The organism is Pseudooceanicola nitratireducens, from assembly GCF_900109195.1.
GTDB lineage: Bacteria > Pseudomonadota > Alphaproteobacteria > Rhodobacterales > Rhodobacteraceae > Pseudooceanicola > Pseudooceanicola nitratireducens.
The window spans coordinates 95,181-120,384 of sequence record NZ_FNZG01000005.1 but is presented as its reverse complement, the minus strand read 5'-3'; the positions used below and the strand labels follow the sequence as shown (position 1 = coordinate 120,384).

Annotated in this window: 27 protein-coding genes; 17 read left to right on the top strand and 10 right to left on the bottom strand. The window is 62.5% G+C overall.

Going from position 1 to position 25,204, the window contains the following annotated elements; all coding sequences use genetic code 11:
• The first annotated feature begins 83 nt into the window (after positions 1-83).
• Genes BMX99_RS17030 through BMX99_RS17020 form a run of 3 tightly spaced genes read left to right on the top strand, consistent with a single transcriptional unit; the run spans position 84 to position 2,905 of the window.
• A complete protein-coding gene (locus tag BMX99_RS17030) occupies positions 84-833 on the top strand; it encodes a sigma-70 family RNA polymerase sigma factor (protein WP_093454831.1) in 750 nt (249 codons plus the stop codon).
• Between the two features lie 30 nt (positions 834-863).
• Positions 864-2,234, top strand: coding sequence for a flagellar hook-length control protein FliK (locus BMX99_RS17025; RefSeq protein WP_093454748.1), 1,371 nt, complete (start codon positions 864-866; stop codon positions 2,232-2,234).
• A gap of 11 nt (positions 2,235-2,245) precedes the next feature.
• A complete protein-coding gene (locus tag BMX99_RS17020) occupies positions 2,246-2,905 on the top strand; it encodes a flagellar hook assembly protein FlgD (RefSeq protein WP_093454745.1) in 660 nt (219 codons plus the stop codon).
• A gap of 2 nt (positions 2,906-2,907) precedes the next feature.
• Here the strand turns inward: BMX99_RS17020 and BMX99_RS17015 are convergent, their stop codons facing one another.
• The 5 genes from BMX99_RS17015 to flgF form a co-directional block, all read right to left on the bottom strand.
• The gene (locus BMX99_RS17015; RefSeq protein ID WP_139199587.1) at positions 2,908-3,813 is read right to left on the bottom strand and encodes a hypothetical protein; all 906 of its coding nucleotides are present in this window, start codon (positions 3,811-3,813) and stop codon (positions 2,908-2,910) included.
• Between the two features lie 98 nt (positions 3,814-3,911).
• Positions 3,912-4,685, bottom strand: a complete 774-nt coding sequence (locus BMX99_RS17010) for a flagellar basal body L-ring protein FlgH (RefSeq protein ID WP_244525656.1) — start codon at positions 4,683-4,685, stop codon at positions 3,912-3,914.
• Positions 4,682-5,350: a flagellar basal body P-ring formation chaperone FlgA gene (flgA, locus tag BMX99_RS17005; RefSeq protein WP_093454739.1), complete on the bottom strand. Its 669-nt coding sequence runs from the start codon at positions 5,348-5,350 to the stop codon at positions 4,682-4,684. The genes BMX99_RS17010 and flgA overlap by 4 nt, the downstream gene beginning before the upstream one ends.
• A 32-nt stretch (positions 5,351-5,382) precedes the next feature.
• On the bottom strand, positions 5,383-6,168 hold the full coding sequence (gene flgG, locus BMX99_RS17000; RefSeq protein ID WP_093454736.1) for a flagellar basal-body rod protein FlgG: 786 nt from the start codon (positions 6,166-6,168) through the stop codon (positions 5,383-5,385).
• 12 nt (positions 6,169-6,180) lie between these two features.
• Positions 6,181-6,933 carry a flagellar basal-body rod protein FlgF gene (gene flgF / locus BMX99_RS16995; RefSeq protein WP_093454733.1) on the bottom strand — a complete coding sequence of 251 codons (753 nt, stop codon included), beginning with the start codon at positions 6,931-6,933 and terminating at the stop codon, positions 6,181-6,183.
• A 176-nt stretch (positions 6,934-7,109) separates the two neighbouring features.
• On the opposite strand from flgF, the gene BMX99_RS16990 reads away from it, so the two are divergent.
• The 4 genes from BMX99_RS16990 to BMX99_RS16975 all read left to right on the top strand — a co-directional run bounded on the left by BMX99_RS16990 (position 7,110) and on the right by BMX99_RS16975 (position 13,170).
• A complete protein-coding gene (locus tag BMX99_RS16990) occupies positions 7,110-9,053 on the top strand; it encodes a hypothetical protein (RefSeq protein WP_170848843.1) in 1,944 nt (647 codons plus the stop codon).
• 185 nt (positions 9,054-9,238) lie between these two features.
• On the top strand, positions 9,239-10,597 hold the full coding sequence (locus BMX99_RS16985; protein ID WP_322788148.1) for a flagellar hook protein FlgE: 1,359 nt from the start codon (positions 9,239-9,241) through the stop codon (positions 10,595-10,597).
• Positions 10,598-10,659: 62 nt separating this feature from the next.
• Positions 10,660-12,075, top strand: coding sequence for a flagellar hook-associated protein FlgK (flgK, locus tag BMX99_RS16980; RefSeq protein ID WP_093454724.1), 1,416 nt, complete (start codon positions 10,660-10,662; stop codon positions 12,073-12,075).
• Between the two features lie 15 nt (positions 12,076-12,090).
• Positions 12,091-13,170 carry a flagellin gene (locus tag BMX99_RS16975; protein WP_093454721.1) on the top strand — a complete coding sequence of 360 codons (1,080 nt, stop codon included), beginning with the start codon at positions 12,091-12,093 and terminating at the stop codon, positions 13,168-13,170.
• 21 nt (positions 13,171-13,191) lie between these two features.
• Here BMX99_RS16975 and BMX99_RS16970 read toward each other — a convergent pair whose 3' ends face one another.
• Positions 13,192-13,857: a response regulator transcription factor gene (locus BMX99_RS16970; protein ID WP_254772004.1), complete on the bottom strand. Its 666-nt coding sequence runs from the start codon at positions 13,855-13,857 to the stop codon at positions 13,192-13,194.
• Positions 13,858-14,085: 228 nt separating this feature from the next.
• Between BMX99_RS16970 and BMX99_RS16965 the strand changes: the two genes are divergently transcribed.
• The 10 genes from BMX99_RS16965 to BMX99_RS16920 all read left to right on the top strand — a co-directional run bounded on the left by BMX99_RS16965 (position 14,086) and on the right by BMX99_RS16920 (position 22,241).
• On the top strand, positions 14,086-15,192 hold the full coding sequence (locus tag BMX99_RS16965) for a flagellar basal body P-ring protein FlgI (protein ID WP_093454716.1): 1,107 nt from the start codon (positions 14,086-14,088) through the stop codon (positions 15,190-15,192).
• A 9-nt stretch (positions 15,193-15,201) separates the two neighbouring features.
• On the top strand, positions 15,202-15,513 hold the full coding sequence (locus BMX99_RS16960) for a rod-binding protein (protein ID WP_093454713.1): 312 nt from the start codon (positions 15,202-15,204) through the stop codon (positions 15,511-15,513).
• An 11-nt stretch (positions 15,514-15,524) separates the two neighbouring features.
• Positions 15,525-15,926 carry a hypothetical protein gene (locus BMX99_RS16955; RefSeq protein WP_093454711.1) on the top strand — a complete coding sequence of 134 codons (402 nt, stop codon included), beginning with the start codon at positions 15,525-15,527 and terminating at the stop codon, positions 15,924-15,926.
• A gap of 106 nt (positions 15,927-16,032) precedes the next feature.
• Entirely contained in the window at positions 16,033-16,869 is an 837-nt protein-coding gene (locus BMX99_RS16950) for a flagellin N-terminal helical domain-containing protein (protein ID WP_093454708.1), read from the top strand.
• A 297-nt stretch (positions 16,870-17,166) separates the two neighbouring features.
• The gene (locus tag BMX99_RS16945) at positions 17,167-18,003 is read left to right on the top strand and encodes a flagellin N-terminal helical domain-containing protein (protein ID WP_093454705.1); all 837 of its coding nucleotides are present in this window, start codon (positions 17,167-17,169) and stop codon (positions 18,001-18,003) included.
• Between the two features lie 372 nt (positions 18,004-18,375).
• A complete protein-coding gene (locus BMX99_RS16940) occupies positions 18,376-19,212 on the top strand; it encodes a flagellin N-terminal helical domain-containing protein (protein WP_093454701.1) in 837 nt (278 codons plus the stop codon).
• Between the two features lie 309 nt (positions 19,213-19,521).
• Positions 19,522-20,358 carry a flagellin N-terminal helical domain-containing protein gene (locus BMX99_RS16935; protein WP_093454698.1) on the top strand — a complete coding sequence of 279 codons (837 nt, stop codon included), beginning with the start codon at positions 19,522-19,524 and terminating at the stop codon, positions 20,356-20,358.
• Between the two features lie 180 nt (positions 20,359-20,538).
• Positions 20,539-20,937, top strand: a complete 399-nt coding sequence (locus BMX99_RS16930) for a flagellar biosynthesis regulator FlaF (protein ID WP_093454695.1) — start codon at positions 20,539-20,541, stop codon at positions 20,935-20,937.
• Between the two features lie 3 nt (positions 20,938-20,940).
• Positions 20,941-21,420, top strand: coding sequence for a flagellar biosynthesis repressor FlbT (locus BMX99_RS16925; protein WP_093454692.1), 480 nt, complete (start codon positions 20,941-20,943; stop codon positions 21,418-21,420).
• Entirely contained in the window at positions 21,417-22,241 is an 825-nt protein-coding gene (locus BMX99_RS16920) for a DUF1217 domain-containing protein (RefSeq protein ID WP_093454689.1), read from the top strand. The genes BMX99_RS16925 and BMX99_RS16920 overlap by 4 nt, the downstream gene beginning before the upstream one ends.
• A 27-nt stretch (positions 22,242-22,268) precedes the next feature.
• Here the strand turns inward: BMX99_RS16920 and BMX99_RS16915 are convergent, their stop codons facing one another.
• The 4 genes from BMX99_RS16915 to BMX99_RS16900 are packed head-to-tail and all read right to left on the bottom strand — an operon-like array spanning position 22,269 to position 25,201.
• Positions 22,269-23,315 carry a flagellar motor switch protein FliG gene (locus BMX99_RS16915; RefSeq protein WP_093454686.1) on the bottom strand — a complete coding sequence of 349 codons (1,047 nt, stop codon included), beginning with the start codon at positions 23,313-23,315 and terminating at the stop codon, positions 22,269-22,271.
• A gap of 14 nt (positions 23,316-23,329) precedes the next feature.
• Positions 23,330-24,157, bottom strand: coding sequence for a flagellar type III secretion system pore protein FliP (gene fliP, locus BMX99_RS16910; RefSeq protein ID WP_093454683.1), 828 nt, complete (start codon positions 24,155-24,157; stop codon positions 23,330-23,332).
• 3 nt (positions 24,158-24,160) lie between these two features.
• On the bottom strand, positions 24,161-24,535 hold the full coding sequence (gene fliN / locus BMX99_RS16905; protein WP_244525658.1) for a flagellar motor switch protein FliN: 375 nt from the start codon (positions 24,533-24,535) through the stop codon (positions 24,161-24,163).
• 3 nt (positions 24,536-24,538) lie between these two features.
• On the bottom strand, positions 24,539-25,201 hold the full coding sequence (locus tag BMX99_RS16900) for a FliH/SctL family protein (protein ID WP_093454681.1): 663 nt from the start codon (positions 25,199-25,201) through the stop codon (positions 24,539-24,541).
• Positions 25,202-25,204 lie beyond the last annotated feature (3 nt).

Here is a 25,204-nt window from a genome sequence, read left to right as displayed (position 1 = left end):
CTTTAATCAAACAATTCTTCAAAGAATTCCTGTTCTGTGCTTTTCTGTACTTGCTTTTTTGGCAGGGAAAGCAGGCACACGAAATGATGCCAGACAGTGTCCAGGCGGCGGCAAGAATCCCGCTGCTGGAGTTAGATGAAGAGAGAAACGCGATCCGGCGTTGGCAGGATCATGGCGACCAGGAAGCGCTTGAGCTTTTGATACGGTCCCATGCCCGGCAGGCGTGGTCGATGGCGGTACGGTACACGGACAACCCCGTGCACCAGGAGGATCTGGCCGCCGAGGGCGTGCTGGGTCTGATCCGGGCCGCCGACAATTTCGACCTGGGCCAGGACGTTCGGTTTTCGACCTACGCCGGATGGTGGGTGATGAACGGTGTGACCAGCGCCGCGACCCGCATCCGTTCCGTGATCGACGTGCCCGTGCGCGCCGTGACCGAGATGCGCAGCGGGAAGATGGCCGAAGAGGATCAGAGCGTGATCACCATGGCGATGCAGGGCATCGTCGCGCTGGACGCCCCCATGGGGGACGGCACCCAGTCGTTCATGGACGCGCTTGTCAGTGCCGATCTGACGCCCGAGGAAACAGCCGCGGCGGAATCGCTGCACCAGGTGCAGCGCCGGCTGATCGAATCCGCCATGACCGGTCTGAACGACGAAGAGGCCGAGGTGATCCGCAGGCGCAAGCTTCAGCCCGTGCCCGAGACCCTGGAAGAGCTGGCCGATGCGATGGAGATGTCGCGCGACCGCCTGCGCCAGGTCGAACGGCGGGCGATGACCCGGCTGCGGCGGTTCCTGTTGGACAACGGTTTTCACAAGGCGATGCTCAACTAGGGCATCGCCGATTTGAGGCGAGCGGACATTATGACAACGATTCTGAATTTCGGGGCCATGGCCCAGGCAGGCACCAAGACCGGTGCCACCGCCAGCGCGCGCACGTCCCAAAGTGACGGCGACGGCGCGCAGGCCACGGGCCAGACCGCGGGTCAGACCAACGGGGCAGGGGGATTTGCCGCGCTGATGGCGCGCGTCATGACCCAGGAACCCGAAGCCACGACCACCGGGCAGGGCAAGCTGACCAAGCTGGCCGATCTGCTGGGCCAGTTCCGCGCCGAAGCGCAGGACAGCCTGGCCGAGACCTTCCCCGATGGCGTCATCCCCGATGCCACTGCGCTGAACGACTGGGCCAAATCCATGCTGACCAAGCTGGACGGCATGTTGCAGCAGGCGGGTTTCGATTTCGCCGATCTGGGCCAGGTGCTGGGCCCGCTGGATCTGTCGGCGCTTGGCGCGCTGGATGGCGACCTTCTGGGCGCGGGCGGGACCACGGGGCTTCTGGCCGGTGACACCGCCGCTGCCGGGCCGCTGGCCCGCGTGGCGCAGGCGGTTCTGGCGGGCACCGAGGCCCAGGGAGCCACCGGTGATCTGGAAACGACCCTGGCGGACCTGGGCGAGGGGCTGACAGACACCCTGGGCGAGGGCCTGGGGGAAGGTCTGGGCGACACGCTGGCCCGTTTCCGCGCCGCCATGGGGCAGGCGGGCACCGAGGCCGAGGCCAAGCTGGACCCCGACGCCGCCGTGGCCGAGGCCGTCGCAGGCGCAACCGCCACAGCGACCGATGCCACCAATGCCTTGCAGGCGGCCCCGCTGCCCGACGCGCTGAAGATCCTGTTTGCACAGGCCGTGGCCGCGCCCGCAGATCGCAGCCTGCCGCCCGAGGTGCAGGCCATCCTGGCCGCCCCGCAGCCGACGGCCGCCCCGATGATCGCCGCCGTGGCCGAGGTCTCGGCCCCGGTACAGACGTCCCAGCCGTCGCCCGCGCAGGGGCTGGCGCGCAACCTGGCCGGACAGATCCGCGGCGTCAGCTTTGCCGAGGGCACCACCAAGATCGAACTGACCCCGCAGGGTCTGGGCAAGATGGAGATCGAGATCTCGGCCGACGAGGCAGGCAAGCTGCGCGTCGTGCTGCGGGCCGAAAACCCGGCGGTGCTGAACGCCATGCGGTCCGACCGCGAAATGCTGGCCGGGCTGTTGCGCGACGGCGGCGCCTCGGTCGGGGAAGAGGCGATGAGCTTTGAGGACTTTGGCCAGCAGGGCCAGGCCGCCCAGCAGGGGCAACAGGCCGGGGCCAGCAGCCGCCTGGTCCTGGAAGACGACGCTGAACCCGAAATTGACATCGCGCCAGTGGCGCAACCGGCCATTGCAGCAGATGGCCGCCTGAACGTCCTGACCTGAAGGGGGCCAAAATGGTCGAAGTCACCAGTACCACCAGCAGCACACAGACGCTGAGCCAGGTTGCCTCGAACAAGCTGACGGCGGATTACCAGTCGTTCCTGAAGCTTCTGACCGCGCAGCTGACCAACCAGGATCCGCTGGAGCCGATGGACAGTTCGACCTTCGTGTCGCAGCTGGCACAGCTGAGCCAGGTGGAACAGGGCATCCAGACCAACAGCCATCTGGAAAACATCACCTCGCAGCTGGCGACCGTCGGGCTGACGCAGGATCTGGGCCTGATCGGGCGCGAAGTCTCGATCCCCGGGGATCTGTTCGACCTGGAAAGCGGGCAGGGCAGTTTCGACTATGTGCTGGGCACCACCGCGAACGAGGTCCGGGCGATCATCCGCGACAGCGCGGGCACATCCGTGGCGCAGATCGAAGGGCTGGAGACCTCGGCCGAGACGCTGCACACGGTGACCTGGGACGGGCTGAGCACCGAAGGCCTGCCGGTCGACGACGGTATCTATACCGCCGAGATCATCGCAACTGATCCCGAGGGCAACGTGCTGACCTCATCGCCCTATACCAAGGCCGTGGTGGAACGTCTGACGTTGGAAAATGGTCAGTCGATGCTGCATCTGAGCAATGGCAGCACCGCGCTGGCGGGTCTGGTCGCAGCGGTCGAGTAAGCTTAGCCGCGCGGCACGTCGGTCTTGTAAAGCGACAGGAAGAGGAAATCCTCGACCCCGAAGAAGCGGTCGCGCAGGTCCTTGGCGATCCGTTCGGCGACCACTTCGCTTTCCACCTTGGGGCCGCGCAGAAGCTGCGTTTCCGCAATGGTGGCCATGGTGGTCATCACCTGGTCGCGCACGCGGGTGGCGTTTTCGGCGGTGAAGTAGAATCCGGCCTGGTCCAGGTCGGTCACGGTGATGGCAAAGTCGGCCACGTAATAGGCGGTCGAGCGCGCGCCATAGACCGGAACGGTCAGGCGGCCCATCTTCACCACGTGGTCATCGGAATCGACGATGCGCTTGATCGCCTCTTCGTGGATCTTGGCCTCGGTCTCCAGCGGTAGAAGCGAAGGATGGGCCCCCCGCGCGGCGCGCGGTGCCTTCTTCATGTCGGCCATGCGCTGTTCCTGGCGGGCGCGGGCCTTGGCGATGGCCGCCTTCTTCTTCATCTCGGCTTCGGCCTTGGCCAGCTTGTCGTAATCGATGCGGTGCACTTCGGGCACGTCGCCAACCGGCGGAGCCTTGTGCGTGGCCGCGTCGTTCATCGACACCTTGGTCAGGGTTTCCGGGCCGTGGCTGTCGGGTTTGCCGGTGTCGGGGTGATCCATCGGCTTGGCGATGTCATGTCCCGTCTGATGATCCGCGCCATGATCCTTGCCGTGCCCGTCTTCGGTCGCCAGCGCGTGCAGCGCGGCTTCGGCTTCGGTCCGGGGGGCGGGAACGTGGGGTTTGGCCTCATGCGCGGTGTCGGCGGCATGGGTCATGTCGGTCCCGTGGTCCGCGCCCTTCAGGAAGGTGCCGGCACCAAAGCCGCCCAATGCGCAAACGATCGGCACAGCAGCGAGGATCAGTTGGGATTTCTTCATGTCGGCACCCGAGCAAGGTTTTATCTCGGATGCCGTTTTGACGCCGATTCAAGGCGAGAGTTTTTCCCGATCAGGGCAATTTTTAGAGTTCTTTAACCTTAATACGGCAGGACTATGTCCACCACGCCCTCGCCATAGCCGCGCAATTGCTGGCGCGAAATGCTGCCGTCACCGCCATAGGTGATGCGTGCTTCGGCGATCTTTTCATAGGGAATCGTGTTGTTCATGTTGATGTCCTGGGGCCGGATGATCCCCGCGACACGCAGTTCCCGCAGTTCCTGGTTGACCTTCACTTCCTGACGGCCGGCCACGACCATGTTGCCGTTCGGCAGCATCTGCATGACCAGCGCGGCAACCTTGAGGCTGATCGATTCATTCCGGCTGATCGAGCCGGATCCACTGGCTGTGGTCTGCGAACTCAGGTCCACCACGTTGTCAGACGGCAGATCGGCGGCACTGACGCCCGGCAGCAGCCGGTGCAGCATGCCGCCATAGCCGAAGAACTTGGGCTTGGTGAACTGGCTGGACCCGGACCGGTCCCGGTCGGATGCGTTGGACAGCGAGGCCTGGTCGTCGATCTCGATCAGCACGGTCAGGATGTCACCCACCTTGGTGGCACGCTGGTCGGCGAAGAACCCGCCCGAGCTGCGCTGCCATAGGGACGAGGCCGCGCCGCGCTCCATCGGTTTGGCCACTTCGGGCGGCGGCATGGGAACCTGCACGCGCGCGACCTCGGGCATGGTTTCGGCCGTCAGTTCGAGGCCAGAGACCTTGGGATCCTGCCCAAAGGGATCGGCGGCACAGCCGGCAATCGCCAGAAGCGCAAGACAAGAGATCGACAGGCGCAAAGCCCGCGGGGTGAGGGAATTCAACGGAGGACCTCCACGATGCCCTTCTCGACGGCGACGCCGGTCAGGGAGGTATTGCTGACAAGGTTCACGATGCGGATCTCCTGGCCCATGTGGGCGTCGTCCAGCGCCTTGCCGGGCGCGGACAAAGACAGAAGCCCGTCGTCATAACGGATCGAAATGCGATCGCCCCGGTCGATGATGACCGGCTTGGTGATCGACTGGGTCATGACCGGGCGGCCCTGGGTCAGCAGGCGTTTCACCTGCATGCCGACAAGGTCGCGCGCCTCGGTCACGGTAAAGACGCCGACGCGGGCGAGGGGCAGTTTCACCACGCCCAGGTCCTCGTCGGTGATGCGGTCGCCGGGCAGCATCCGCCGCAGCGGCACCGGCACGTTCAGCGTGGCAATCGCCAGCCCTTCCAGGCGCACCACATTACTGTCCTCAAGCACCGCGTTGGCCAGGTAGCGCCCGGTGTCGCGGTCCATCCAGAAGGCCGAGAGCATCACCGCCTCCGACGGGGCGCCGTCGGGGGTGGTGATGTGGAACCCGGCGTTGTCCGGCAGCTCGGCCCCGAACTTGTCGCGGGCGCGCTCCTCGATCAGCGTCTTCACGTCCTCGGCCAGCAGGGCACCGGGCAGGACAAAGACGAACAGCGCGATGGTCACATAGTAGAGGAAGCTTTTCATGGCTCACGCCCCTGAGGCTGGGGACCCTGGACTTAGCGGATCTGGTTGGCGGTGGTCATCATCTGGTCTGCGGTCTCGATCGACTTCGAATTCATCTCATAGGCGCGCTGCGCCGAAATCAGATCGGTGATCTGCTGGATGATGTTGACGTTCGAGTTCTCAAGATAGCCCTGGCGCAGGATGCCCACGGCGGGATCGCCGGGATTGCCAAGCGTCGCATCGCCCGAGGCCACGGTGGCCGCCAGAAGGTTGTTGCCCAGGGGCCGCATGCCGGCGTCGTTGACGAAGGTGGCCAGGGTCAGCTGTCCGATTTCGACCGGGGTGGTGTCATTGCCGACATAGGCGGACACGATGCCGGTCTCACCGATTTCCAGCGTGGTGGTGTCGGCGGGCACGACGATGCCGGGGCTGACCTCGTACCCCTGCTGGGTGACGATCTGGCCTTCGGCGTTCAGGCGGAAGCCGCCGTCGCGGGTATAGGCGGAATTGCCGTCGGGCATGTTCACGACGAAATAGCCGCGCCCCTCGATGGCGATGTCGGTCTTGTTCTCGGTCTGGCTGAGCCCGCCCTGGGTGTTCAGGCGGACGGTGCCTGCGGTGCGCACGCCAAAGCCCACGTCGATGCCGACGGGCAGATAGGTGCCCTGGGACGAGGTCTGCGCCCCTTCACGCTGCAGGTTTTCGTAAAGAAGATCCTGGAACGAGGCGCGGGCGGTCTTGAACCCGGTGGTCGAGGCGTTGGCGATGTTGTTCGAAATGACGTCGACGTTGGTCTGTTGCGCCATCATGCCGGTTGCGGCAATTCCAAGTGCTTTCATCTGCTTCCCTCGTTATCCGATGGCGGCACGGCCCAGACGCGACAGCATGTCCTTACGCAGGTCGTCTTCCGTGCTCATCAGTTTCGTGGCCTGGTCATAGGCCTTCTGGATCATCATCAGCCGCGTGACTTCAGCCACGGGCGACACGTTGCTCATCTCGATCTGGCCCTGGGCGATCTCGGCGGTTTCGGTCGGTTCGGCCAGGCTGCCCTGTCCGGGCGGCGGCACCAGCATCGAATTGCCCAGGCGGATGTAGGATTGCACGTCCGGCACATCGAACAGGCCGATGCGGCCCAGAACGACGGTTTCCTCTGACGAAATCGTGCCGTCGGTGCCGATCAGGATCTTGCCGGCACCGGGCGGGATCACGATGTCGCCGCCGCCTTCGTCCAGCACCTTGGCCCCCGAAAGCGTCACCAGGTATCCGTCGCGGTCCAGCGCCAGCTGGCCGTCGCGGCCATAGGCGATCTGGCCTTCGGGCGTGCGGTAGGACAGGAAGGCGTCGCCCTTCACGGCGATGTCCAGCGGGTTGTCGGTGCGGGTCAGCGCGCCCTGCGTCCGGTCCAGATATGACCCTTCGTCGACGACAAAGTTGGTGCCCTGACCGACCTGCTGGCCTTCGTCCGGGTGGAGATAGCTGGAAAAGATGATGCGTTCGGCCTTGAAGCCCGCCGTATTGGCGTTGGCGATGTTATTCGCCGTCACGTCCAGGTCGCGCTGCATGGCGCGCGCCAGTGACAATGCCACATACGTGGTGTTGTCCATGATGAGGATCCTCTGCCCGGTCCCAAGAGATTTTCCCGCCTATCCTTTTTCTTTTCTTGCGATGGCGGTGTTTTTCTTAGATTGATAGAAGCACCTCCAAGAACTGAAGTCAAGAATTGCGCAGCTATCTTTGCATATCCTTTTGCCTGATTGGCTCATTTCTTGCCGGTGCGGCGGTGTCCGAGACGGACCCCCATGCACCGCAGCAGGCCGAAGAGGTCATGCCCGGGGATCACGCGGCCTCGTCTGAGCCTGCGCAGACAGCTCCGCTTGCCCCCGAACAGACCGCGCCGCAGATGGTGCCGCCACAGGCCGAGCCCCGGCTGGCGCGCCCCGCCCCGGACCCGTCGCTTGCCCCAAGCGAGGGCGAGGACTGGCAGATCCCGGCGCAGATGCTCTATTCCTCGGACGCGACAGAGCGGTCTTTCCTGACTGAACGGCGCGGCATCCAGAACGCGCTGGCCCGTGCGCTGGACAAGCCCGCCGCGCAATGGGGGATCAGCGCCGAGATCGCCGATGCCCTGCTGGCGCAGGCGCGGCTGCATTACCGTCACGCCCAGGGCCCCGAGGGGCTTTCGGTGCTGGAAGGGCTGGACCGGGCGAACCTGTCCGGCGGGCAGGAATTGCGCCGTGCGGTGATGGAGCTGGCGCTTGGTCTGATCGATCCGCGCGACACCGGGCTGACGCAACGGGCGCAGGCGATGCTGGGCCCGGCCTATGCCAGCTGGCCGGATCAGCCCGTCTTCATCGCGCTGCTGGCGATCCGCAAGAAGGACTATGATCAGGCCGCCGACCTGTTGCCCACGGTGCAGGAGCGCATGCAGCATCTGCCCAAGGGCTACCGCGAAGCGATCCTGCCCGGGTTGCTCGAAGCCGCGATCGCAAGCGAGGACTGGCACAGCGCCCGCGACTTCGCGCTGGACTTCCGCAAGCACGCCGGGCTGCGCGACAGCAGCGCCTTTCACTATCTTCTGGGCCGCGCCGCCGAGGCGGGGCAGGACCTTCTGGCCGCCTTCGACAGCTATGCCCTGGCCGGAAAGAAGCACGACCTTTACGGCCACCGCGCGCGCACGGCCGTTGTGGCCATGGGCCTGCGCCACGACCTGATGGACATCCCCGAAGCGCGCGAGCTGCTGGAACGCGAAAGCAACATCTGGCGGGGCGACGATTATGCGCTGGCGGTTCTGACCGACCTGGCCGCGCTGGACCGCGCCGACGGCGACCGGGTGGCGGCGGTGCATACCTATGGCTCGATCCTGGATCGGTTCCCGGAACAGCAAGAGGCCGGGCTGGCGCGTCAGAAGGCGCGGGCGCTGATTTCCGAACTTTACGCCGAAGGTGCCAGCGGAGAGCTGCCCCTGTCGGATTTCCTGCGCGCGCATCGCAAGATCGCCCCGGATTTCCGGTTCGAGCCGGGGTTTGACGTACAGGGCGAAAAATTCGCCGACCGCTTCCTGTCGATCGGGTCGACGCTGGTCGCCGCGCAGGAATACGAAGCCGTGCACGACCACCTGGCCGTGGCGCGCGACCTTGGCCTGGCCGAGGTCACTGATGTCCGCCTGGACGAACTGCGCCTGAAACAGGCCCGCAGTCTGGAAATGGGCGGGCGCTATGACGATGCGCTGTCGGCGCTGCGCGAACCGCTGGCCTCGGGCGAGACCGAGCTGGAGGATCAGCGCGGCGTGCTTCTGGCAAAGCTTTACGCCAGCACGGGGCAGGGGGCCGCGGTGCTGGAAACCGCCGTGGCGCGCCCGGACATGGAGTTCCTGCGCCTGAAGGCCAAGGCCTATTTCGACCGCGAAGACTGGCCTGCATCGCAGGGCATCTATCAGCAGATGTGGGACGAGGCCGGGCAGGAGCTGCCCTTCGAGGATGCGATCAACCTGCTGCTGGCCTCTTACCGGGGCGGCGACTGGGCGACCACCCTGGCGCTGTCGCAGGACTTTCCCGAACTGACCTCGATCCCGCAGTGGAGCACGATTGCCCAGGGCCTTCTGGACCCCGGTGCCGCGCTGTGGCCGCTGCGCGAGGATACCGCGCGGATGCGGATGAATTCCGCCGCCAGCACGCTGGAGACCGTCGAACAGGCGGTACAGGACCCGGCAAAGGCGACCAACTGACCGGTTTCGTTAACCTCTGATCCTTGGGGTCAGGGGCCGATCCGGCAAGAGCTGACAAGAGGTTGTGCATGTCTCGGGCAAGAGCACGCGCACAACCACAAGATTAGCGAAGATGGGAACAAAGTCTCGTCCGTCGACAAAATTCCCAATTCTTTAACCCAAATGAAAAGTGCCCCGCCTATTTCATGGGTCGAGTAAAACCAAACCCTAATAAAAAACTCGGGGGCAGTATAATGAGCATTTCACAGGCAATGATGTCTGGGGTCAGTGGACTTATGGCCAACTCCAAGGCCGTGGCGCGGATCTCCTACAATATCGCGAACTCTGACACCTATGGCTTCCGCCGCAGCTTTGCGCAGATGCTGACGTCGGGTGCCACCAACCCGAGCGGATCTGTCAGCGCCTCGGGCGTGCGGGCGGAAGTCGTGCATGAGAACACCCAGGACGGCACGCCGCTGAGCACCGGCGAAGCCACCAACCTGGCCATCAGCGGCAGCGGTTTCTTTGCGGTCACCCGGAACGTCAACGACGGAACCGGCGAACCCGAGCACTACCTGACCCGCGCCGGCGACTTCCAGCCGGACAGCGAAGGCTACCTGCGCAACGCCGCCGGCATGTATCTGGGCGGCTTCCCCTATGACGAGACCGGGTCGCTTGGCGTGATCGACCGCAACCAGTTCTCGGGCCTGGAAACGGTGCGCATCGCCGAGATGTCGATCGCTGGCAACCCGACTTCGGAAATGACCCTGACCGGCAACCTGCCCAGCCAGGAAACCGGCCTCGCCACACCAGGTGATCCGTTTATAAGTTCTATAGAGTACTTCACGCCGCTTGGTGCGGCAGAGCGGCTTCAATTCTCGTGGCAACCGTCCTCGACCGCTAATGAATGGAACCTGAGCATCACGGATTCCAGCGGCGCGACCTATGGCAGCCTGACCGCGACCTTCAACGACAGCGGTGCCCTGGCGGGCACGCCGTCGGGCTTCTCGGGTGTGACCAGCACGGCCACCGCGCCGGCGGCCTTCAGCTTTGACACCTCGACCGGGATCGCGACAGTCACAATAGATAACGGGACCACCCCGCAGACAATAACAGTCGACATGGGGGCTCCGAACTCTTTCGGTGGCCTGTCCCAGTTCTCGGGCGATTATGTCCCGCTGACTGGTAACGCCGACGGCACCCAGTCCGGGTCGCTGGCCCGGGCCGAGATCAGCAATGACGGGATAGTGTACGGGATCTTCGACAACGGGATGCGCCGCGCGCTGTACCAGATCCCGCTGGCCACGGTTCCCAACCCGAACGGGCTGCTGACCGCCGACAACGCGACCTTCCTGATTTCGGAAGACAGCGGCGCCTTCACCCTGGCCGAAGCCGGAACCGGCACGGCGGGCGAGATCACCGGGGGGGCTGTCGAAAGCTCGAACGTGGATATCGCCGAGGAGCTGACGGAACTGATCCAGAAGCAGCGCGCCTTCTCGTCCAACGCCAAGATCATCACGACGGCGGACGAGATGCTGGACGAAACCGTCCGGCTGAAGCGTTAAACATAGTCGCCGCGCGGTCAGAATGACCAGCGCGGCGGGCCCCTTCCAGAAGGAACAGGTCCATGAGCATCATTTCTGCCATTCTTGCCAGTCGGTCCGGCCTGCTTGCGAATTCGCAGCGGGCCCAATTGGTGTCTACGAACATCGCCAACGCGCAGGACGAAAACTATTCGCACCGCACGTTGAACGTGACCGAAGCCATAGGCGGCGGCGTCCAGGTTCTGGGCATCTCGCGCGCGATGGACAACACGATGGACGCGCTCTACCGGACCGAATTGTCCTATGCCGCCAAGCAGAACGCGCTGTCGTCCTCGCTTGCCGTCTACACCGCGCAGCTGGGCACGCTGGAGTCGGAAACCAGCATTCCCAACCTTCTGTCCAATTTCCAGAACGACCTGGGCCTGCTGTCGAACGATCCCGGCGACGCATCGCTGCAGCAAGAGGTCTTTCTGTCCGCCAATTCCCTGGCCAAGGCGCTGAACGACGCGAATTCGGCGCTGAGCACGCTGGAGACCACGGCGCTGAATGGCATCGATGCGGATCTTGAAACCGCCAATGCGGCGATGAAGGAACTGGCACGCATCAACGCCGACATCGGCCGAGCCGAGCCGGGCACAGAAACCTATGCCGCGCTGGAAGACCGCCGCGGCGCCCAGCTGGACACGCTGTCCAGCGTGGTCGAGATCACGGTGGCCTATGACAGTGAAGGCCGGGCCTCGGTCCATGCGGCGGGCGGGCAGACGCTGGTCGTCGCCGGCCATGTGAACGAGCTGAGTTTTGATCGCGCCACCGGCACGCTGTATTCCGGGACCGAGGATATCACGCCGGGCGAAAGCGGCCGGCGCGGGGCCGATCAGGGGTCGCTTGCGGGCAACATCATCCTGTTCAACGAAATCGTGCCGCAGCAGCAGCTTGAGCTGGACGAGGTCGCGCGGTCGCTGATCGCCGGGTTCGAAGGTGCCGACACCAGCCTTGCGGTTGGTCAGGCGGGGCTGTTCACCGATGCCGGATCCGCCCTGTCGGTCACCCCGGCCGAAGGGCTGGCCGGGCGCATCAAGGTGAACGACGCGGTCAACCCGCACAAGGGTGGCGATCTGACCCTGATCCGTGACGGGCTTGGCGCGGTGACGACCGGCGCGGCCTCGGACAACACGCAGATCCTGGCCTTCCTCGATTTCTTCGACACCCAGGTGTCCTATGACACGGCGGCGGGGCAGGGGGCCACGGCGACGATCATGGATTTCACCACGGGCATCTTTTCTGCCCAGCAGGCCCGACGGGTCGACGCGCAAAGTCAGCTGACCTCGCTGACGACCAGCAGCGAAACCTACCGCGAGGCGCGGTTGAACGCCCGTGGCGTGAACATCGATACGGAACTTCAGAACCTGACGCTGATCGAACAGTCGTACAACGCAAACTCCCAGGCGCTGCGGGTCGCATCCGAGATGATCGACACGCTGCTGAGCCTGACATCCTGAGGCTGAGGACTGACCATGGTATCCTACGTCCAAACCATTTCCTCGCTGCAAAGCCTGCTGTCCCGGCAGCGCACCACCAGCGACATGACCCGCCTGATGATGAACGCCGAGACCGAGGTCGCGACGGGCCGGCACGCCGATCCCTTTGCCGCGCTCGGGTCCCGGTCGATCGAGGCGATGAGCACCCGCGCCGTTTATGAACGCACCGAGGGGCGGATCGAATCCAACACCTTCCTGCAAAACCGGCTGGACCTGATGGCCACCGCGCTTGGCAACATCCGCGAAGCCGCGCAGGAAGTGCTGACCGCCACGATCACCAACACCGATGCCTCGTCTTCGCGGCCGCAGTACCTGCAGGAAATGGCGGCGACCGCCTATGACACGATCGTGTCCTTCCTGAATTCCAGCTACAACGGCAAGTCGTTGTTCGCCGGTGTCGACAGCGACCGCGCGGCGATGAATTCCTGGGGCCAGGACGACAGCGGCACTGGGCTTTCGCCCTCGGACGTGATGTCGGCCATCGTGGGTGGCGGGATCACGGATGCAACGGATGCGGCGTCAAAGATCGCGGCGCTGGATGCGGCCTTCAACGGCACACCGGGCACCGCGGCGCATGCCTATGACGAAAGCTTCTTCAACGGCACGCCGCTGACCGACGGGCTGGGCAACGCAAACCCCCGGATGACGGCGCAGATCGATGAATCCCTCGACATCAGCTATGGGGTGCAGGCCAACGACCAGGGGTTCCGCGACCTGATGCGTGGGCTGGCAATGCTGGCGACGACCGATCCGGCGGATATTGGTGACGATGACGCCTATGAGGCCTGGATCGGGGCGGCCGCCTCGGCGCTTGGGTCCGGGGTCAACGCGGTTCTGGCATCCGAGACCCGCACCGGCACGATGCAGAAGCTGGTCGAAGATGCGAATGACCGGCTGAACAACAAGAAGGAAGTGCTGTCGTTGCACATCAGCGAACTGGAGTCGGTCGACCCCTATGAGGCAGCGACGCGCCTGACCTCGATCCAGACACAACTGCAGGCCAGCTACGCGGTGACCGCGCGGCTGTCGCAGCTGTCCTACATCAACTTCCTGTAAGAAAAACGCCGGTTGGCGGGATCACATCCCGCCAGCCTGGACCAGCGCATCGGCGGCGGCGGCAAACTTGTAGCCCCGGCCATGCACCGTTTCGATATAGTTGTGGCCCGAGTCCGCGGCCTGGTCGATCTTCTTGCGGATCTTGCAGATATAGACGTCGATCACCTTGTCGAAGGGCTGATCCTCGGACATGCCATAGACCGCATCGTAGATGGATCCCTTGGACACAACGCGACCAGCGTTCAGCACCAGCTGCTGGAAGATCGCATGTTCGCGGCGCGACAGTTTCACCGTGGCACCGGAGACTTCGGGATCGCGACCGTCGAAATAGGCGACGACCTCACCCACTTCGATGCTTTCGGCGGCATGGCCATGGGACCGGCGGGTCACCGCGTTGATGCGCGCCTTCAGCTCGATCGCCTTCACCGGGATGACGATGTCATCATCGGCCCCCGCGTCCAGCGCGGCGGCGGTGTCGCGTGAATTTCGGAAATCCCGCATCACCAGGATCGGATTGGTGCAACCTGCGGTGCGCAGGGCGGTGATCTGTTCCAGAACTTCGGGATTGTCGGCCAGAAGGAAGGGCCGGTCTTCGTGCCCGCTGCGGTTGAGAAGGCCCAGTTCACCACGGAAGAAGGCCTCTTGAATCGGAACGGGCTTCATTCGCGCCGACCGAAGCTCTGCCATGAGTCCATTCAGACGATCCGCGCGCGGCTCGTAAAGATAAATATGCATGCTGCTCCCCGATCCTTGTTTTCTGGATCGGCCTCTTTGTGTTTTCCTTACAGTGTAGAAACACAAACCTGTGAGCGTCAAGCAAATCCGTCCACAACCAAGAAGAGTAAATAATCTATTCTTGTGTTTATGCCACAATTGCTGCAATAATCCTTGCAAACAACGACAAGAAAACAGGTCATGCGGGTTATAAGAGCAGCTCTCGCCGTCATGATCGCCCTCGCTCCGGTTGTGGAAACTGCAAGGGCGGATGTGCGGATCAAGGACATCGCCTCCTTTGAAGGGGTGCGGGAAAACCAGCTTGTGGGCTACGGGCTCGTCGTCGGTCTGAACGGGACCGGTGACACGCTGCGCAACAGTCCCTTTACGGAAAAATCCATCGAAGGGATGCTGGAACGCCTGGGCGTCGGCAACCTTTCCGAAGACAACATGCGCACGCAGAACACGGCTGCGGTCATGGTCACGGCCATGCTGCCGCCCTTTGCGCGGCGCGGGTCGACCATTGATGTGGTCGTGTCCTCGCTTGGCGATGCCTCGTCCCTGCGGGGGGGCACGCTGATCGTGACGCCGCTGTCCGGTGCCGATGGCGAAGTCTATGCGGTGGCGCAGGGCCCGATCGCGGTGGCCGGTTATGCGGCGCAGGGGGTCAATGCCTCGATCGTCGAAGGCGTGCCCACGGTGGCCCGGATCGAAAACGGCGCCACGGTCGAGAATGAAATCGACTTTACCCTCGCCTCGCTGCGGTCCTTCCGGATCGCGCTGCGGTCCCCCGACATGACGACCGCGCACCGCGTGGCTGAAAAGATCAACATGGCGCTTGGCCCGGGGACGGCGCAGGTGCTGGATCCTTCGACCATCGAGGTGATGGGCAACGACAAGGGCGACACGCCTGAAATGATGGCGGCCGTGGAAAACCTGATGGTGCAGCCCGACAGCGTGGCCAAGGTGGTCATCGACGCGCGGTCCGGCACCATCGTGATCGGGTCAAACGTTCGCGTCGACAAGGTGGCCGTGTCGCAGGGTGGCCTGACGGTTGTCGTGCGCGAGGATATCGAAGTCAGCCAGCCCGAGCCGATCAGCATCGGCGGCACCACCGTCGTCGTGCCCCAGACCGAGGTCGAGGTGCAGGAGGCCGAAGTCAACTTCACCATCCTGGAAGGTGACGTGTCGCTGCAACGCCTGGTCGACGGGTTGAACGCCATCGGCGTGACCGCCAGCCAAACCATTTCGATCCTTCAGGCCATCAAGGCCGCCGGCGCCCTGCATGCCGACCTGGAAATCATCTGAGGTTCGCCCATGGATATTCCCGCCTCGAATTTCACCGCGCTGGCCGAAGGCCAGGCCTATCTGAACCGCACCAGCCCGAACCCCAGTGATCTGGCCAAGACGGCCGCCAAGGAATTCGAAGCGGTCTTCCTGACCCAGGTCATGGAAGAGATGCTGAAGACCGTGCCCCTGGGCGACATGGGCGGCGGCTTTGCGGAAGAGACCTGGCGCAGCTTCCTGGCGCGGGCCTATGCCGACCAGCTGGTCGAGCAGGGGACCACGGGAATCGCGGCAAGCGTCGAAAACAGCATCAGCGCATATCGCGCCGCGATGCGCGGATAAGGGGATAGAATATGGCGTCCATGGCTCAAGCTCTGTCGGTGGTTGATCGCCTCAGCCGTGTGTTGCGCGACGAAATCGCAGCAATTACGGGTGGTCGTCTTGCCGAGGTGACGGAACTTTATCCGCAGAAGTCCGCCCTTCTGGCCGAGGTAGAAGAGGCCTTCGCCGTGCCCCGCGCCTTGCTGGAGGATCACCCCCAGGCGGGCGAGCTTCGGGAAAAACTGACGGAATTACGGGAACTTATCGCCCAAGATCATGCGCTTTTGGAGAAGATGACCGAAGCCACCGGCACGATCATCCAAGAACTTGACCGCATCCGCGACCGGCATTCCCTGTCCGGGACCTACGGGCCGAACGGCGAAAAGCGTGCAAAAAATCCGACCTCTTCCCAACATTTCGACCAATCGCTCTAAAGCTTCCTTATTCCTGCCCCATTTCCCCGTTTAGTTGTGCTCCACGGGCAGGCCCGTTCTCGGAAGAAATCCGAAGACGAAAAAATAAAAAATATCGGAGCAGAACATGTCCTCCATCCTGACCAACCACAGCGCAATGACCGCGCTGTCGACCCTGCGTAACATCAACAACGATCTGTCCTCGACGCAGTCCCGGATTTCCACCGGCCTCTCGATTGCTTCGGGCAAGGACAACGCAGCCTACTTCTCGATCTCGAAAACCATGTCCGGCGACAGCGGCATGTTCAAAGCGATCGACGAAAACCTGACCCTGCAGCAGAACGCCGTTTCGACCGCCCGCCTAGGTGCCGAAACCATGGTTGACCTGGCGCAGGAATTCTCCGAACGCGTCGCGTTCGCCCAGGGTGGCACTGCCGAAGTGCGTGCCGACGTCCAGGCCGAACTGGACGAACTGGTGGCCCGTATGTCCACCACCATCGCCCAGTCGAACTTCAACGGTACCGACTATGTGAACTCGACCGCCAACGTCACCGTCGTGACCGGTATCTCGCGTTCCTCCTCGGGTTCCGTGTCGACCACGACGATGACCTTCGCTCAGCAGGACCTTGGTGCGATCCAGTCCGCACTGGACGCCATCGACCTGACAGCGGCCAACTCGGCCGGTGCACAGGCAGCCGCCCTGCAGACCGCAGAAGCACAGCTGTCCGCAGCCGTTGCCTCGGCGACCTCGCTTGGTATTGCCGAGAAGTCCATCGAGACCCAGAAAGAGTTCCTTGGTGAACTGACGGATCGTCTGGACAGCGGCATCGGGTCGATGATCGACGCCAACATGGAAGAAGAAGCCGCACGGCTTCAGGCGCTTCAGGTGCAACAGCAGCTTGCGACACAGTCCCTGTCGATCGCGAACTCTGCGCCGCAGAACATCCTGTCTCTCTTCCGCTGATCCCGCATCAGTATCGAAATTCTGGAAAAGGCCGCGTTTATCGCGGCCTTTTTTGCGGGGTCCAGGTATATACAGGCGGCCGGGGCGTGCCCAAGTTTCGCCACAATTGCAGGCAAGTGAATTGTTTCCGCGTCTTAAGTTATTGTTTTCATTCAGGATACAACTTATCAGGAAAAATCCTGAAAACGCTCAGCTTTCATATTCTTGCCCGATTGTCGCTCTAGCAATTTTCATACGGGACGGCCCGACCGCGGAAGAAATCCGGCGAAAAATAAAAAGAATACCGGAGAGCAGAACATGTCTTCCATCCTGACCAACCACAGCGCCATGACCGCGCTGTCCACCCTGCGCAACATCAACAGCGACCTGTCGGACACGCAAAGCCGTATCTCGACCGGTCTGTCCATTGCCTCGGGCAAGGACAACGCCGCCTATTTCTCGATCTCGAAAACCATGTCCGGCGACAGCGGCATGTACAAGGCGATCGACGAAAACCTGACCCTGCAGCAGAACGCCGTTTCCACCGCCCGCCTGGGTGCCGAGACGATGGTTGATCTGGCGCAGGAATTCTCGGAACGCGTCGCGTTTGCCCAGGGCGGCACCGCGGAAGTGCGCGCCGATGTGCAGGCCGAACTGGACGAGCTGGCCGCGCGTATGTCGACGACCATCGCCCAGGCCACCTTCAACGGCACCGACTATGTGAACGCGAACTCCTCTGTCACGGTTGTCACCGGTATCTCGCGGTCGTCCAGCGGTTCGATCTCGACCACGACGATGAGCTTCCTGCAGCAGGATCTGGGCACCATCCAGGCGACCCTGGCCGCCATCGACCTGACGACCGCTACTTCGGCCGGTTCGCAGGCCGCCGCGCTGCAATCCGCAGAAGCCCAGCTGGCCGCAGCCGTGTCTGCCGCGACCTCGCTTGGTATTGCCGAGAAGTCCATCGAGACCCAGAAGGAATTCCTGGGCGAACTGACGGATCGTCTGGACAGCGGCATCGGTTCGATGATCGACGCCAATATGGAAGAAGAGGCCGCGCGACTGCAGGCGCTTCAGGTGCAACAGCAGCTTGCGACACAGTCCCTGTCGATCGCGAACTCTGCGCCACAGAATATCCTGTCGCTCTTCCGCTGACGCGGGATCACAGATCAGACCGGAAGGCCGCAGGGAACTGCGGCCTTTCTTCGTTTCCGGGCTAGGGGAGTGGAGGGGCTGCACAAAAATTGCGCAACTGGTCATTTCGCCTAAAGGTTGAAGTCCAATTGAGGACAGTCGCCCGGCTTTTCGTCACAGTTTGGCCACAATTGCCCGATTGAAAACACATTCACTATCCGAAAGGGGTGTTTAACCCATTGAAACATATGTGTCTTTGCAAAAATGTCGTGAAAAGTGGGTTGCAAGTGTTTGTTTCTTAATTTGGTCAAATTGAAAAGGTTAACTGTCGCCACGGGCAGGCCCGGTTTCGGAAGAAATCCGATGGAGAGATAAGAAAAATCGGAGCAGAACATGTCTTCCATTCTTACCAATCACAGCGCCATGACCGCGCTGTCCACCCTGCGGAACATCAACACCAACCTGTCTGACACGCAGTCGCGGATCTCGACCGGTCTGTCGATCGCCTCGGGCAAGGACAACGCCGCCTATTTCTCGATCTCGAAAACCATGTCCGGCGACAGCGGCATGTTCAAGGCGATCGATGAAAGCCTGACGCTTCAGCAGAACGCCGTTTCGACCGCCCGCCTGGGTGCGGAAACGCTGGTTGATCTGGCACAGGACTTTTCCGAACGCGTCGCCTTTGCACAGGGTGGCACGCAGGAAGTCCGCGATGACATCCAGGCCGAACTGGACGAACTGGTCGCGCGGATGGCCACGACCATCGCGCAGTCGAACTTCAACGGCACCGACTACGTGAACTCGAACGCGACCGTCACCGTGGTGACCGGCATTTCGCGCGCGGCAGGCGGGTCGATCTCGACCACCTCGATGAGCTTCCTGCAGCAGGATCTGGGCGCGATCCAATCCGCGCTGGATGCAATTTCGATCACTTCGGCCACCACTGCGACGCTTCAGGCGACCGCCCTGCAGAACGCCGAGGCCCAGCTGTCCGCAGCCGTGGCCGCCGCGACCGCGCTTGGCATTGCCGAACGGTCCATCGAAACCCAGAAAGACTTCCTGGGTGAACTGACCGATCGCCTTGATAGCGGCATCGGGTCGATGATCGACGCCAACATGGAAGAAGAGGCCGCGCGTCTGCAGGCGCTTCAGGTGCAACAACAATTGGCAACGCAATCGCTGTCCATTGCGAATTCGTCGCCGCAGAACATCCTGAATCTCTTTTCCTGATCGGGACTGACCTTTTCTGAACATCCGGGGTTGCGGTTCGCCGCGACCCCATTGCCGCAGTTCAACCTAAGGTAGAAATAATCTATCCTTGGATCTATTCATGTAAGTATCTGTAAAAGCGTGTGAAAATTGTAAAGCATGTCTATGCTTGGCCGTCTGGTTGGCCGTGACGACACCGCAACACCACCCTTATTAAGCGAATTTTTGTTTACACAATGCCGACAATTGCTGGTAAGGCTGGACGCACGGGCAGGCCCGTTTTTCGACAGAAGTCGACAACACGATAAAAATATATCGGAGCAGTAAGAGATGTCCTCTATCCTCACGAACCACAGCGCGATGACCGCGCTGTCGACCCTTCGTCAAATCAACAACAACCTTACCGAAACGCAGGGCCGTATCTCGACCGGCCTTAAAATTGCGTCCGGCAAGGACAACGCAGCCTACTTCTCGATCTCGAAGACCATGTCCGGCGACAGCGGCATGTTCAAAGCGATCGACGAAACCCTGACGCTGCAGAAGAACGCCGTTTCGACCGCCCGCCTGGGTGCCGAAACCCTGGTCGAACTGGCCAATGACTTCGCCGAGCGCGTTGCATTCGCGCAGGGCGGTACCTCGGAAGTGCGCGCTGACGTCCAGGCGGAACTGGACGAACTGGTGGCCCGTATGTCCACCACGATTTCGCAGGCGACCTTCAATGGCACCGACTATGTGAACTCGGGCGCGACCGTGACCCTGGTGACCGGCATCAGCCGTGCCGCGGGCGGTTCCATCAACACCACGACGATGACCTTCCTGCAGCAGGACCTGGGCGCCATCCAGTCCGTGCTGGCCGCCATCGACCTGACCGCCGCCACTTCGGCCGGTTCGCAAGTTGCCGCCCTTCAGGCCGCAGAAGCACAGCTGTCCGCAGCCGTTGCCGCCGCGACCGCCCTGGGCATTGCCGAGAAATCGATCGAAACCCAGAAGGAATTCCTGGGCGAACTGACCGACCGTCTTGATAGCGGCATCGGGTCCATGATCGACGCGGACATGGAAGAAGAAGCCGCGAAGCTTCAGGCGCAGCAGGTGCAGCAGCAGCTGGCCACGCAGTCGCTGTCGATCGCGAACTCCTCGCCTCAGAACATCCTGAGCCTCTTCCAGTAAGACTGAATTGAGCGTGCCGGGGTGACAGGCCCCGGCGCGGTCAAAATGAAGACATGACCAAAGGGCCGGATCAGGCAGAAGATCACGGACCGGCCCTTTCTTGGACCACCGCAGGACACAATTGCGGGGTACGAACCATAAATCAAAACCGCAGAATGCGGTAAATGAGGACAGGTCAACATGAGTATCGCGGCGTACAAACGCACGATTAGAGAAAGCGAGTCCCCCCGACAAATCGAGCGTCGGGTGTTCCTGCGCGTCACCGGCGAAATGGAAAAACACACGGCTGAATTCGACGGCGCGACGAAGAAACTCGTCCGGTCGGAACTGCTGGCCAAGGGCCTGCGCGGTGTGGTTGCCGAAAACCTGAAACTCTGGTCCACGATCAAGCACGATCTGTCCCAGCCCGAAAACGGATTGCCGATCCAACTTAAGGCTGGGCTGATTTCGCTGGCATTGTTCGTGGAACGGCAGACGGCGATCGTTCTGGGCGGCGGGGCCGGGCTGGGCACATTGGTCACCATCAACCAGAGCCTGATCGCAGGGCTCTCCGGCGCACAGCCGGGTCCAAGGGGGTGATCCATGGCGCTTCAACTGACACTCAAACCCTTTGAGCGGATCGTCATCAACGGTTGCGTGGTGCGCAATTCCACCCGCAAGTCGACGATCGTCATCGAAACCAAGGCGGACGTGGTTCGCGGGCAGGATCTTCTAAGCAAGAAGGCCGCCGTGACCCCTGTGAACCAGGCCTATTTCCTGGTGCAGACCGCGCTGACCGACCCTGCACTGCAGGACAAGCTGCGCAAGCCGATCCAGCAGCAGCTGGCCGCGCTGGCCACCAGTTTCGGCCCGCCAAGTGTGCATTGCGTCTTCGAGGCCGCGAACTTTGTCAGCCAGGGCGATTTCTACAAGGCGCTGCGCGCCCTGCGTCCCCTGATGAAACGCGAAGCCGAGATCCTGGGCGCCAATGTGCCCCGTCCGGCCAGCCTGCGCGACGACGCCCGCGGCGCACCTGCGCATATGGAAGAACAGGAGCCGGCATTGCGCCGTGAAGTCGGATGATCCCAATTTCCGGTCTCTCTTCGCTGAACGGTCTGAACCTGGTCGACAGAACCCGGGACAGCCAGCTTGAAATCATTCGCAATACCGCCCAGCACAGCCGGGCCATCGAATATTTCAAGGAAAACATCGGCGATGTAGAGACCGTGGATCAACTGGTGGACGATCCCGAACTTTACGGGTTCGTCATGCGCGCCTTCGATCTGGAAGACCAGATGTTCGGCAAGGCGATGATCAAGAAGATCCTCAAGTCGAACATCGAGGAATCCGACGCCCTTGTGAACCGCCTGACCGACACCCGGTTCCGCGAGATGTACGAGGAACTTGGTTTCCAGGAGAACGGCGAAGGCAACCTGAACACGCTGCTGTCCGGCTGGAAGACCCGCATGGTCGACCGCTATGTCGAACGGCAGTTCCTGAACGCGGCAGAAGAGCAGAACGAAACCGTCGCCACGGCGCTGGAGTTCCGCAACAAGGCCGCCGACATTTCCTCGGTCTACGAGATCCTGGCAGATACCGGCCTGACCGAGTTCTTCCAGACCACGCTTGGCCTTCCGTCCGAGCTTTCGGGGCTGGATATCGACAAACAGGCCGAGATCCTGAAATCCAAGCTGGACCTGGAAGACCTTCAGGACCCGGAGTTCATCGAGGACATGGTGCGCAAATACGTCGTGATCTCGGACGCGCTGAACGGCACGGCGACGGCGAACAATGCGGCGCTGACCATGCTCACGGCGAACTCGGGCTCGGCCGCGCAGAATATCATCTCGATCACCTCGACGATCGATCCGGTGACCTTCTCGGCGTCGAAGCTTTACCTGTAACGCACTGGCGATACAGGTAATTCCCTATCAGATGAAGTCCTCGTCGTCGGCCATGGGCAGGGCGATGACCTCTTCATCGGCCAGTTCCTTGGCATAGTCGACCAGGCCGGCCTGGGCGTCGCGCACGTCGCGGCCGCGCACCGGACCCATAGTGTTCATCTCTTCTTCCAGCATGTCGCGCGACCGGCCCGGCAGCGCCGAAAGGAAGACATCGCGAACCTCTTTCTTCGCACCCCGCAGGGCGATCGGCAGGGCGTTGCCCGGCGCGCCGCGCATCACGCGGGCCAGGTCAATGGGCTGCAGCTTCGACAGGTCGTCGAAGGTGAACATCTTGCCTTTGATCGCGGCGAAGGTTTCCGGGATCCGCCCTTCGAGGGTGTTGGACAGTTCCTGGAACGCGGTCACGTCCAGCTTGTTGAACAGATCGGCCATCTTCTGCTGCATCTCGTTCGCGGTCGGCTGGGCTGGGGCGCTGATGATGTCGGTTTGCAGGGTTTCCTCGATCTGCTTCATCATGTGGTGCGGCACGGCCTCCATCCGGATCATCCGTTCGACCACCTTCTCCATTTTCTCCTGACCCAGAAGCGGCAGAACCTTGGCCGAGACATCCGTTTTCACGTTCGACAGGATCGCCGCGACGGTCTGTTCGTGTTCCTGTTTCAGGTAGTTCGCGATGACGTTTTCCGACAACGACGAGAAACGCGCCCAAAGGTCTTTCTCCATCAGCGGGCCGCGGATGTCTTTCAGAATGCCATCCACCTGTTCGGTCGGAAGGAAGGCGCGCAGCATGTCCTCGGCCACGCTGAAGGATCCGACGACGCCGCCGCCGTTGGCGATGCCTTCGACGAAATCGGACATCACGGCCTCGACCTGTTCGGCCTCAATCACGCCCAGGCCGGACATGGCGCGGGTCATGGTCTGGATTTCCTCGTTCGTCAGCTTCTGCATCAGCGCCGATCCGCGCTGTTCGCCGAGGCACAGGAACAGGATCGCCGCTTTCTCTGCGCCTTTCAGCGGACGCTTCGAGGGCAGGCGGGACGCGGTTTGCTTGCGCTGAATTTCGGTCACGGCCATGACGGTTTCCTTTCCTAACCCCCGCTCGCGGCGGGCAGATAACTTTCCATCAGCGACCCGGCCAGCATGTACCAGCCGTCGATGAGGACGAAGAAGATGACTTTGAACGGCAACGAGATCAGCACTGGCGGCAGCATCATCATGCCCGCGGACATCAGGATCGAGGCGATGATCAGGTCGATGGCCACGAAGGGCAGGTAGATCAGGAAGCCGATCGAAAACGCCCGCCGCAGTTCCGAGATCATGAAAGCCGGCACCAGGCTGCGCCATTCCGGCAACCCGTCGTCATTGACCTGCGGGGCCTGCGTGTCGCCCGAGGCACGAGCGGCGATGTCCTGAAACAGCGCCAGGTCCTTTTCGCGGGTATTGGCGGCCATGAAGACGCGGAAGGGTTCGGCGGTGCGCTGGATCGCCTGTTCCTCGGTGATCACGTTGTTGATCAGCGGCTCGACCCCGGTCTGCCAGGCGTCTTCCAGCACCGGCTGCATCACGAAGAAGGTCATGAACAGCGCCATGGACGACAGCACCATGTTCGGCGGCGTCTGGTTCAGGCCAAGCGCGGACCGCAGCATCGAGAAGACGATGACGAACCGGGTGAAAGAGGTCATCACCACCAGGATCCCCGGCGCGATCGACAGCACGGTCATCGCCGCGACCAGCTGGATGATGCGGCCCGAAAGCGTCGCGCGTTCGTCGCTGCCCGGTGCGGCATCCGACAGCGCGTCGGTGATCGAGGACAGGAAGGATCCGCCGTCCTGCGCCATCGCGGGCACGGCCACGGCAATCAGCCCGAGCGCGGCAAGCGTCGGGACGACAAGACGGACGGAACGGGCCGCCCGCATCGCCTATTTCTCCGACACGTAGTCTTTGACGATCTCGATCAGCGACACGCCGATCCGGTCTTCGTCCAGCTTGACCAGGTCACCGCGCGCCACGAGGCGGTCGTTGATGACGATGTCGACGGGTTCGCCGATCTTCTTGTCCAGCTCGATGATCGAGCCGCGCGACAGTTTCAGCAGCTGAGAGATTGGCATCCGGGTCTTGCCCAGCACGATCTGCACGTTCAGTCCGACATTCATCATGGCGTCGATGTTGTACCCGGCGCCATCCTTGGGGCCGGACATCATCGCATCCATCACGGTTTCTTCTGCCGCTGCGGTTTCACCCGCGGGGGCGGCTGCCGCCTCGGTCTCTTCGGGTTTTTCGGGTTCTTTCGCCACGATTTACTCCAGTTCGGTATTGCGACGCGCCATGGCGTCGTCGGTCGCTGCCTTCAGCGCCTTGAGGGTGTTGTCACACAGCTCGGTCAGGCTGAAATCCATGCCACCGTGATCCCAGACAACGCGGGTGTCGCCGGGGCGCATGCGGTGGTCGGCCTGGATCTGCACCCGGCCCGAGAAGCCGGCCTGCTGCACCTGGTGCTCGATCCCCTCGCTCAGGTCTCCGGCCAGGTCGGCGGGCACGAAGATGCGCAGGGATGCGGCGCCGATGGCCATGGAAATGGCTTTCTTCACTTCGGCTTCGGTCCGCAGAAGGGCGGTGTCGGACAGGATCGTGGGGATCAGCTGGCGGGCGATCGTCATGATGTAGTCCAGAACCTGGTGTTCCAGCGCGGCCTTGTGCTGATCGGCCTGGGTCAGGATTTCCTGCAGGCGCGGCGCCAGCACGACCAGCGCATCGGCGGTCTTGGCGGCGGTGGTTTCCTGATGCTGGACCGAGGCTTCGGCGCGCCCGGCCATCCGGCCGTCTTCATAGGCGTCCTTGACAGCCTTCTGCACCGCTTCTTCCAGATCCTCGGGCGTGTAGATCGCCCGCTGTTCGTGGATGCGCTTGCGCTTCTCGAAGGCTTCTTCTTCGTCAAAGTCCCGTTCGAATACAAAACTCATGGT